We start from the raw sequence: 9,078 nt of genomic DNA, 5'->3' as shown, positions 1-9,078 counted from the left end.
CCGGAGATGAAGTAGCGCACGTGACCGCCGAAGCGGGCGCGGATCTTCGACAGGATGATCTTGTCGGCCAACTTGTACTCGATCGCGAGCCGCCCGGACGGCTCGCGGCCGTCGGCGCGCTCGTTGGCCACCTTCGTGCCGACCTCCACGGCCCAGCGGTACAGCTTGAGTTTCGCGCCGCCGTCGGCCTCCATCATCGTGTTGATCTTGCCGTACACCTTCTCGAAGATGCGCGGCGCGGCGCCCATCCACGTCGGCTGCGTCTCGGGCAGGTTGTCGATGATCTTGTCGACGCGACCGTCGACGACCGTCGGGAAACCGACCTGGATCGGCAGGCACAGCAGCATCTTGCCGAACACGTGCGACAAGGGCAGCCACAGGTACTGCACGTCACCCGCGTTGAGCAGACCGGTCGAGTCGACGGCGGACGCCTCGTACGTCCAGCAGTCGTGCGACAGGCGCACACCCTTCGCCTTGCCCGTCGTGCCCGAGGTGTAGATGAGGGTCGCGAGGTGCTGCGGCTTGATGCCGGCGACGCGGTCGTCGATGACGTCGGGCGTCTCCTCGAGACGGGTGCGGCCGAGCTCGCGCAGCTCGTCGAGCGTCATGACCCACTCGCCGTCACCCTCGCCGTCGAAGACGACGACCTTGACGACGTCGGGGATCTGCTCGCGTCCGCTACGCAGCTTCTCGACCTGATCGGTGTCCTCGGCGAACACGACGCGCGAGCCCGAGTCGGTGAGGATGTGGACGACGTCGGCGAGCTGGCTCGTCGGGTACACGGTCGTCGTCGCCGCGCCAGCGAGCATGTTGCCCAGGTCCGCGAGGACCCACTCCAGGCGGGTCGAGGAGGCGATGGCGACGCGGTCCTCGGCGTCCACGCCGAGCGCGACGAGGCCCGCCGCGATCTGACGGGCGTGCGTGTCGGTCTGCGCCCACGTCATCGACTTCCAGGCGCCACCCTGCGGGAAGCGGTACGCCTCGTCCTGGCCCGACTTCGCGACGCGGTCGATGAACAGATGCGCGACGCTGCGGGCTCGGTTGTCGATGAGATCGCGCTCGAACTTCTCGTCGGCGATGTTCATGACCATGGGTAGGCGCCTCCAGTCGCAACTCGGCAGAGTGGTTACTCGCCAGTTTTCTTCGGTGTAGCCCTCACCCTAGGCGAGAGCGGCGGGTCTTTTGGATGTTTCCGACGAGCCCGATGGCGGCCCAGCACGAAAACATGCTCGATCCACCGTACGAGACGAACGGCAGCGGCACCCCCGTGACGGGCATGAGACCGAGGTTCATCCCGAGGTTCTCGAGCGTCTGGACGAGGAACCATCCGGCGAGCGCGACGCAGACGAGGCGCGCGAAATCGTCCTCCGAACGGCGCGCCACGTGCAGCATGCGGACGACGACGAACAGCTCGAGCGCGACGACGCCCACGGCCCCGACGAACCCGAGCTCCTCCCCCGCGACGGAGAATACGAAGTCGGTGTACTGGAACGGGATGAACCCGCCCTGCGTCGAGCGTCCCTCGAACAAGCCCTCACCGAACAACCCCCCGGAACCGATGGCCGTCTTGACCTGCGCCACCTGGTAGCCGATGCCACTCGGGTCGGCGGTGGGGTCGACGAACGCGAGCAGCCGGTCGCGCTGATACGGCGCGAGCACGGGGGTGAACAGGGCGACGGCGACGACTCCCGCGAGCGCGGTGCCCGCGCCGAGCAGCACCCGCCGGCGCACCCCGGGGACGAGCAGCGCCGAGACCGCGAGCAGGGTGAGAACGACGGCTGAGCCGAAGTCGGGTTGCAGCATGATGAGCGCCAGGGGCACGGCGACGACGGCGAGCGGCAACCGCAGCTGCCGCAGGCCGAGGGGGCGCGGGTCGTCGCGGTCGGCGAGGACGGACGCGAGCGTCACGGCGAGCGCGACCTTCGCCATCTCCGACGGCTGGATCGAGAAGCCGGGTAGTTCGATCCACGAGCGCGAACCGTTGATCGTGCTGCCGAGGGGTGTCAGGACGGCGACGAGGGCGAGCAACGTGAGGAGGTAGATCGCCGGGGCGAGCGCGCGCAACGTCCGCGGATCGAGGCGCATGATGAGCGCCGCGAGGCCCACTCCGATGACGGCGTTGATGACGCCGCGCACGGCGAAGGCGGTGCCGGAGACGTGTGCGGTGGCCGACCACGTCAGCAGGATGCCGATGACGGTGAGGCCGGCCGCCGCCGTCAGCAGGCCGAGGTCGAGGCGTGCGAGGTCGGCGAGGACGCGTCGCGGCTCGCGTCGCGCTGCGTTCACGCAGGCGCGAGCAGGTCGCGTGCCGCCTCGACGTCGCGCGTCATCTGCTCGATCAGTGCCTCGATCGAGTCGAATTTTACGTTGCCGCGCAGGTGCTGCACGAACTCGACGGCGACGATCTCGCCGTACAGGTCGAGGTCGGTGCGGTCGAGGACGTACGCCTCGACCGTGCGCTCGGGGATGTCGAACGTCGGGTTCGTGCCGACGCTGATGGCGGCGGGCAAGCGGTATTCGGGGTCGTCCTGGGCGAGCGAGCGACGCACGAGCCACCCCGCGTACACACCGTCAGCGGGGACGACGCCCTCGGCGTCCCGCGCGAGGTTGGCCGTCGGGAAACCGAGTTCGCGCCCGCGCTGGAAGCCCTTGACGACCTCCCCGACGACGCAGTGGTTGCGCCCGAGTACCTCGGCGGCCTCATCGACCTCGCCGCCCGCGATGAGTTCGCGTACCTGCGAGGACGACCAGCGCACGCCCGGGCCGACGTCGTCGAGGGCGATGACATCGAAACCGAACTCGCCCCCCAGCTCGCTCAGCGTCGTGATGTCGCCGGAGTTCTTCACGCCGAAGCGAGTGTCCTTGCCGACGACGACGCAGCGCGCATGCAGGGCGTCGACGAACGTCGTCTCGACGAACTCGCGCGGCGTCTGCGCGGCGAGCTCGCGGGTGAACGGCATGACGACGACGGCGTCGAGGCCGAGCTGTTCGAGCAGGAACAGCCGGTCCTTCATGCCCGTCAGCATCTCGGGCGCCTTGTCGGGCGCGAGGACGGCGAGGGGGTGCGGCTCGAACGTCACGGCGACGCTCTTGAGCCCACGGGCGTGAGCCTCTTGCGCGACGCGCTGCATCACGGCGGCGTGGCCGCGGTGGACGCCGTCGAAGTTTCCGAGTGTGACGACGGTGGGCCCGAAGTCGGCGGGCAGGTCGTGGGGGTCAGTCAGGCGCAGCACGACGCCACCTTATCCGCCCGTGGACAGCTCTCGCTCGTCCATGCGTGCGAGACGCCACACGGCGAGCGCGCCGGCCCACGTCAGCACGAAGAGCGCGACGATGACGTACCCGACCGAGTCGAGCGGGATCGAACCCAGCCAGGCGACCGGGCCGCTCGTGATGTTCCACTTGTCGCTCACGACGCCGGCCAGTTCGATCGTGCCGATGACGAGGGCGACGAACACCGACAGGCCCGTCACGGTCGCGTTGTAGTAGAGCCGTCGCAGCGGTTTGGCGAAGGCCCATTCGTAGGCGCGGGACATGAAGATGCCGTCGATCGAGTCGAGCAGGCTCATGCCGGCGGCGAAGATGATCGGCAGGGTGAGGATCGCGTACCACGGCAGCGCGAAGGCCGCCGCCCCGCTCGCGAGGACGAGCAGCGAGATCTCGGTGGCCGTGTCGAAGCCGAGGCCGAACAGGAACCCTGTCGGGTACATCTGCACCGGCTTCGTGATCGACTTCGTCGCGCCCCGCAGGATGCGGGCGAAGAATCCGCGGCCATCGAGATGCCCCTCGAGCGCTTGCTCGTCGAGGCGGCCTTCACGCGCCCCGCGCCAGACGCGCACGATGCCGATGAGACTCATGAGGTTGAGGATGCCGATGACCCACAGGAAGACGCCGGAGACCGTCGGGCCGAAGACGCCGAGCCACTGGTGCAGCGTCGAGTCGTCGTCCTTCACCGGCCCGGCGATGGCCTTGATCCCGAGCGCGAGCAGCAGACACATCGTGAACACGACGCTCGAGTGGCCGAGGGAGAACCAGAAACCGACCGACACGGGCTTGTTCTCGCGACGGTCGGTGAGCAGCTTGCGCGTCGTGTTGTCGATGGCCGCGATGTGGTCGGCGTCGAAGGCGTGACGCATGCCGAGGGTATAGGCGGTGAGGCCGAGGCCGATGCCGAACAGCTGCTTGTGCCCGTCCGAGGTGATCTGCAGGTTCTGCGGTTCGACGACGAACGCGAGCACCCCCCACCCCACGACGTGCAGCAGCGCGACGAAACCCGCCATGCCGAGGATCGAGCGCTTCTCGTGGGCGTTGAACCCGTGCCACCAGCCGGTCAGACGGCTCATCGCCCATCCTTCGTCTCGTCGTGCGTTGCAGCGTCACCTTACCGCCCGGTGCGACAGCTTCGCACCTGGGTGAGCGTGGCGTGCGTCGCGGGCGCCGCGGGCACCGCGGGTGGTGACCGCGGCGCGTGCTGCCTGCAGGCTCAGGCCGGGAAGGTGACGCGCGACTTCGCGGTGGCGGCTCGCTCGTCGAGGATCGCGGCGAGACGCCCGTCGGGCGCGATCGCCGCGACCGTCTCCTCCCCGCGGTGCGCCGAGGCGATCCGCTGGCCGTACCCGAGGGCGCGTTCTTCCTCGACATCGAGATCGTGGACGACGAAGGAATCCGCCGCGGCCTGCGCCATCGGGATGACGCGCGGGACGCCGCCGTCCCCGGCCTGCTCGGCGATCGTCTCCAGCGTCGCCGCGTCCTCGAGGGTGAACGCGCCGACGCGGGTGCGCCGCAGCGCTGTGAGGTGCCCGCCGACGCCGAGCGCGGCGCCGAGATCGCGCGCGAGGGCGCGCACGTAGGTACCGGAGGTCACCTCGACGACGACGTCGAGGTCGACCACGGGCATGCCGTCGTCCGTGCTCGCCTCACGCACGTCGAGCACCTCGAAGCGGCTGACGGTGACGGAACGCGCGGCGAGGGCGACGTCCTCTCCCCCACGCACGCGGGCGTAGGAGCGCTTACCGTCGACCTTGATCGCGCTGACGCTGCTCGGCACCTGCTCGATGTCGCCGCTGAGCGAGGCGACGGCCGCCGCGAGGGCCTCGTCGCTCAGCTCCGCGCGCGTCAACGGCGTCGAGGCCGTGACGCCGCCCTCCGCGTCGTCGGTGATCGTCGTCTGGCCGAGGCGAATCGTCGCGGTGTACTCCTTGTCGCACCCGACGAGGAACGTCAGCAGCTTCGTCGCCTTGTTGACGCCGAGCACGAGCACGCCCGTCGCCATCGGGTCGAGTGTGCCGGCGTGGCCGACGCGGCGCGTGTTCGCGAGGCGCCGCATGCGGCCGACGACGTCGTGCGAGGTCCATCCGGCGGGCTTGTCGACGAGGACGAGCCCGTCGGGCGTCTGCGGACGCGCCTCGCGGCGGGGGCGCTGCTCGGCAGCGGACTCGCTCACGCCTCGTCGGCGGGTTCGGCCGGCTTCTTGTACGGGTCCGCCTCGCCCGCGTAGGCGGCGGTAGAGCGGTTACGGGCCAGTTCCTCGTCGCGGGCGCGCGTCTGGGCGAGCACGTCCTCGAGGTGTGCGGCGCCCTCGGGGATCGCGTCGGCGATGAACTCGAGCGTCGGCGTGAGACGGATGCCGAGGCCCTTGCCGACGTGGCTGCGGATGCGGCCCTTGTTGTCGGCGAGCGCTTCGGCCGTCGCGGCGCGCTCCTCGTCGCTGCCGAAGACGGTGTAGAACACGGACGCGTTCTGCAGGTCGCCGGTGACGCGCACGTCGGTGATCGTGAGGAAGCCGACGCGCTCGTCCTTGAGACGGAACTCGACGTACTCGGCGACGAGGGACTTGATGCGGTCGGCGACCTTGCGGGCGCGGGCCTGGTCGGCCATGGATGCCTCCTGATGCTGAAGTGAACTGCCCCAACCCTAGGCGATGGGCGCAGGCGGCGGCTCGACGACGCAGCCGGGCGCGGCCGTTACCGATCAGGGTGTCCCGTATGAACCGCTCAGCCCTTGCGCGCGACGACGATGTCGCGATCGATCGAGGCGTCGACGCGGTGACGGAAGGCGTCCGCGGCGACGTGCCCCTGCGTCGGGCCGTCCACGCCGTGGCCGTGCACGACGGTGAAGCCGTGAGCCTCGAGCGCTTCTGCCATCGCCTCGGGCCCGGCGACGTGACGGTTGTACGCGAGGCCGATCGTGCCGCCGGTGCGCAGCGCGTCGTGCCAGCCGGGCAGCGCGCGATCGAGCAGGCGCAACGGTGAACGGGCGAGCCGCTCGCCATTGCTACCGTGGCTGCCGTGCTGCACGCCGTAGGGCAGGTCGGTGACGACGACGTCGACGCTCGCGCGGCGCATGACGTCCGGCAGCTTGGTGGTGTCCATCGACAGGTACGTCACCTGCTGGGTGCGCCCCGCCTTCCAGTCCTCCTTGCTGGGAGCCGTCTCTAGCTCGAGGGCGCGGCCGTACGTGCGGCCGCTGCGACGGATCTGTGTCGCGTCGATCTCGTGCTTGAGGCGGTGCGTGCGCAGCCACGTCGTGATGAACGCCTGGTACTGCTCGAAGTCGCCCTTGTCGACCTCGACGCCGGTGACGTCGAGGCCGCGCAGCAGACACGTGTTGAGCGTCGTGCCGCGCCCGCACATGGGGTCGAGGACGTGCAGCGTGCCGTCGAGCAGCTGTGCGGGACGCTTGCTCAGCGCCGCGGTGACGTTGAGCAGCAGGTGCGTGAACTGCTCGTTCGTCTTGCCCTGGTACTTCTGGATCGTGACGACGTCATCGGTGTAGAGCCTGCGTCGCTCCAGCGGGGTCGGGCGCAGCAGCCCGTCGCGCGCGCCGAAGAGCGCGAACGCGCCGCTGGCCTCGGAGACGACGCGGTCGAGCCGGTCGTCGTCACCGGCGACGGCGAGGTAGTCGACCCCTGCCACGGTGACGGGCTCGACGCTCGCCTCGATGCCGAGCGCACCCGCGAGCAGCGTGATCTCCGCAGCGTTGAGGCGCGCCGCGTCCCCCGCGTACACGCGGTTCGACGACGGCGCGAGCAGCAGCAGGCGCCCGTCCGGCGCCACGTCGGGCGGGGTCGAGACATCGGGGTTCAGCACGGGAGCGTCAAGAGTCACGGGCCCCATTCTGCCCGATCTGCCGCGCACGGCCGATGCCGCATGGCGCCGCGCAGCGCCGTGGCCCGGTGCCACGGCTGACTCACGCCATACACGACGGCGACCCCGCCCGAACCCCGGTGTGCGGGGTTCGAGCGGGGTCGCATCCGACCATGTGTCCGAGGCGATGAGGTCATCGCCTCGGACACGGCGAGGCGTCAGGCTCGGGGGATCTCCACCATCTCGTACGTGGTGATGAGGTCGCCCGTCTGGACGTCGTTGTGCGAACCGAGGTTGATACCGCACTCGAAGCCCTCGCGGACCTCGGTGACGTCGTCCTTGAAGCGTCGCAGACCGGCGATCTCGAGGCCTTCGACGATGACGACACCGTCGCGCGTGATGCGCGCCTTGGCGCCACGCTTGATCTCGCCGCTCCTGACCATCGATCCGGCGATGTTGCCGAACTTGGACGAGCGGAAGATCTCGCGGATCTCGGCGGAGCCCGTCTCGCGCTCCTCGTACTCCGGCTTGAGCATGCCCTTGAGGGCGAGCTCGATCTCCTCGATCGCCTGGTAGATGACCGAGTAGTAACGGATCTCGACGCCTTCCTTCTCGGCGTACTCCGCGTTCTGGCCCTCGGCGCGAACGTTGAAGCCGACGATGATGGCGTCTGAGGCGACGGCGAGGTTGATGTTGTTCATCGTGATCGCGCCGACACCACGGTCGATGATCCGCAGGTCGACGTCGTCGCCCACGTCGATCTGCAGCAACGCGTCCTCGAGGGCTTCGACCGAACCCGACACGTCACCCTTGAGGATGAGGTTGAGGGTCTCGACCTTGCCCGCCGCGAGGTGCTCGTTGAGGTCCTCGAGGCTGATGCGCTTGCGCGCCTTGGCCAGCGAGGCCTGACGGTCGGCCGCTTCACGCTTCTCGGCGATCTGACGGGCCGTGCGGTCGTCCGGAGCGACGATGAACGTGTCACCGGCGCGCGGCACCGAGGCAAGACCGGTGACGAGCACCGGGCGGCTCGGGCCCGCTTCGGCGACGTTCTGGCCGTGCTCGTCGAGCATGGCGCGAACGCGTCCGTAGGCCTGACCCGTGACGATGGCGTCACCGACGCGCAACGTACCGGACTGCACGAGAACCGTCGCGACGGCACCGCGACCACGGTCGAGGTTGGCCTCGATCGCGACACCACGGGCGTCCTTGTTCGGGTTCGCACGCAGGTCGAGCGCCGCGTCGGCGGTGAGCAGCACGGCCTCGAGCAGCGAGTCGATGTTCTGACCCTGGCGGGCCGAGACGTCGACGAACATCGTGTCGCCGCCGTACTCCTCGGCGATGAGGTTGTACTCGGTGAGCTGCTGACGCACCTTCGCCGGGTTCGCGCCGTCGACGTCGATCTTGTTGACCGCGACGACGATCGGCACGTTCGCCGCCTGGGCGTGGTTGAGCGCCTCGATCGTCTGCGGCATCACGCCGTCATCGGCGGCGACCACGAGGATCGCGATGTCGGTGACCTTCGCACCGCGGGCACGCATGGCGGTGAACGCCTCGTGACCCGGGGTGTCGATGAACGTGATCGGACGGTCGACGCCCTCGTGCTCCTTGTGGACCTGGTAGGCACCGATGTGCTGGGTGATGCCGCCGGCCTCGCCCTGCGCCACGTCCGCGTTGCGGATCGCGTCGAGCAGGCGCGTCTTTCCGTGGTCGACGTGACCCATGACGGTGACGACCGGCGGACGCTGCTCGAGCACGTCGTCGCTCTCGCCCTCGGCCTCGGCGTCGAGGTCGATGTTGAACTGGCCGAAGAGCTCGCGCTCCTCCTCCTCCGGGGAGACGACACGGATGTCGTAGCCGAGCTCGGCGCCGAGCAGCTGGAACGTGTCCTCGTCCAGCGACTGCGTCGCCGTCGCCATCTCACCGAGGTGGAACAGCACGGTGACGAGCGATGCGGGGTTCGCGTCGATCTTGTCGGCGAAGTCCGTCAGCGACG

General features: G+C 69.4%; 8 protein-coding genes. All 8 read right to left on the bottom strand.

What is annotated here, in order from left to right; translation table 11 throughout:
- The coding region (locus B2284_RS03410; RefSeq protein ID WP_286697192.1) for an AMP-dependent synthetase/ligase at positions 1-1,091 on the bottom strand (1,091 nt) is incomplete at its 3' end.
- A 64-nt stretch (positions 1,092-1,155) separates the two neighbouring features.
- The gene (gene rodA, locus B2284_RS03405; protein WP_062257572.1) at positions 1,156-2,286 is read right to left on the bottom strand and encodes a rod shape-determining protein RodA; all 1,131 of its coding nucleotides are present in this window, start codon (positions 2,284-2,286) and stop codon (positions 1,156-1,158) included.
- Positions 2,283-3,233, bottom strand: coding sequence for a bifunctional riboflavin kinase/FAD synthetase (locus B2284_RS03400; RefSeq protein ID WP_074045572.1), 951 nt, complete (start codon positions 3,231-3,233; stop codon positions 2,283-2,285). Before B2284_RS03400 ends, rodA begins: the two co-directional genes overlap by 4 nt.
- 9 nt (positions 3,234-3,242) lie before the next feature.
- A complete protein-coding gene (gene nicT / locus B2284_RS03395; RefSeq protein WP_006943463.1) occupies positions 3,243-4,343 on the bottom strand; it encodes a Nickel transporter NicT in 1,101 nt (366 codons plus the stop codon).
- A gap of 140 nt (positions 4,344-4,483) precedes the next feature.
- Complete coding sequence (gene truB / locus B2284_RS03390) at positions 4,484-5,443, bottom strand: tRNA pseudouridine(55) synthase TruB (RefSeq protein ID WP_241724703.1); 960 nt, start codon at positions 5,441-5,443, stop codon at positions 4,484-4,486.
- Positions 5,440-5,877, bottom strand: coding sequence for a 30S ribosome-binding factor RbfA (rbfA, locus tag B2284_RS03385; protein ID WP_006943469.1), 438 nt, complete (start codon positions 5,875-5,877; stop codon positions 5,440-5,442). Before rbfA ends, truB begins: the two co-directional genes overlap by 4 nt.
- Positions 5,878-5,993: 116 nt before the next feature.
- A complete protein-coding gene (locus B2284_RS03380; RefSeq protein WP_286697191.1) occupies positions 5,994-7,106 on the bottom strand; it encodes a TRM11 family SAM-dependent methyltransferase in 1,113 nt (370 codons plus the stop codon).
- A 197-nt stretch (positions 7,107-7,303) separates the two neighbouring features.
- On the bottom strand, positions 7,304-9,078 hold a 1,775-nt coding region (gene infB / locus B2284_RS03375; protein WP_286697190.1), incomplete at its 5' end, for a translation initiation factor IF-2.

It is taken from the genome of Dermacoccus sp. UBA1591 (assembly GCF_002322065.1).
GTDB lineage: Bacteria > Actinomycetota > Actinomycetes > Actinomycetales > Dermatophilaceae > Dermacoccus > Dermacoccus nishinomiyaensis.
This window is presented reverse-complemented; position numbering and strand designations above follow the sequence as displayed.

Excerpts from the sequence above, each read along its gene's own strand:
- nicT (WP_006943463.1), bottom strand. The coding sequence starts at position 4,343 with ATGAGCCGTCTGACCGGCTGGTGGCACGGGTTCAACGCCCACGAGAAG.
- rbfA (WP_006943469.1), bottom strand. The coding sequence starts at position 5,877 with ATGGCCGACCAGGCCCGCGCCCGCAAGGTCGCCGACCGCATCAAGTCC.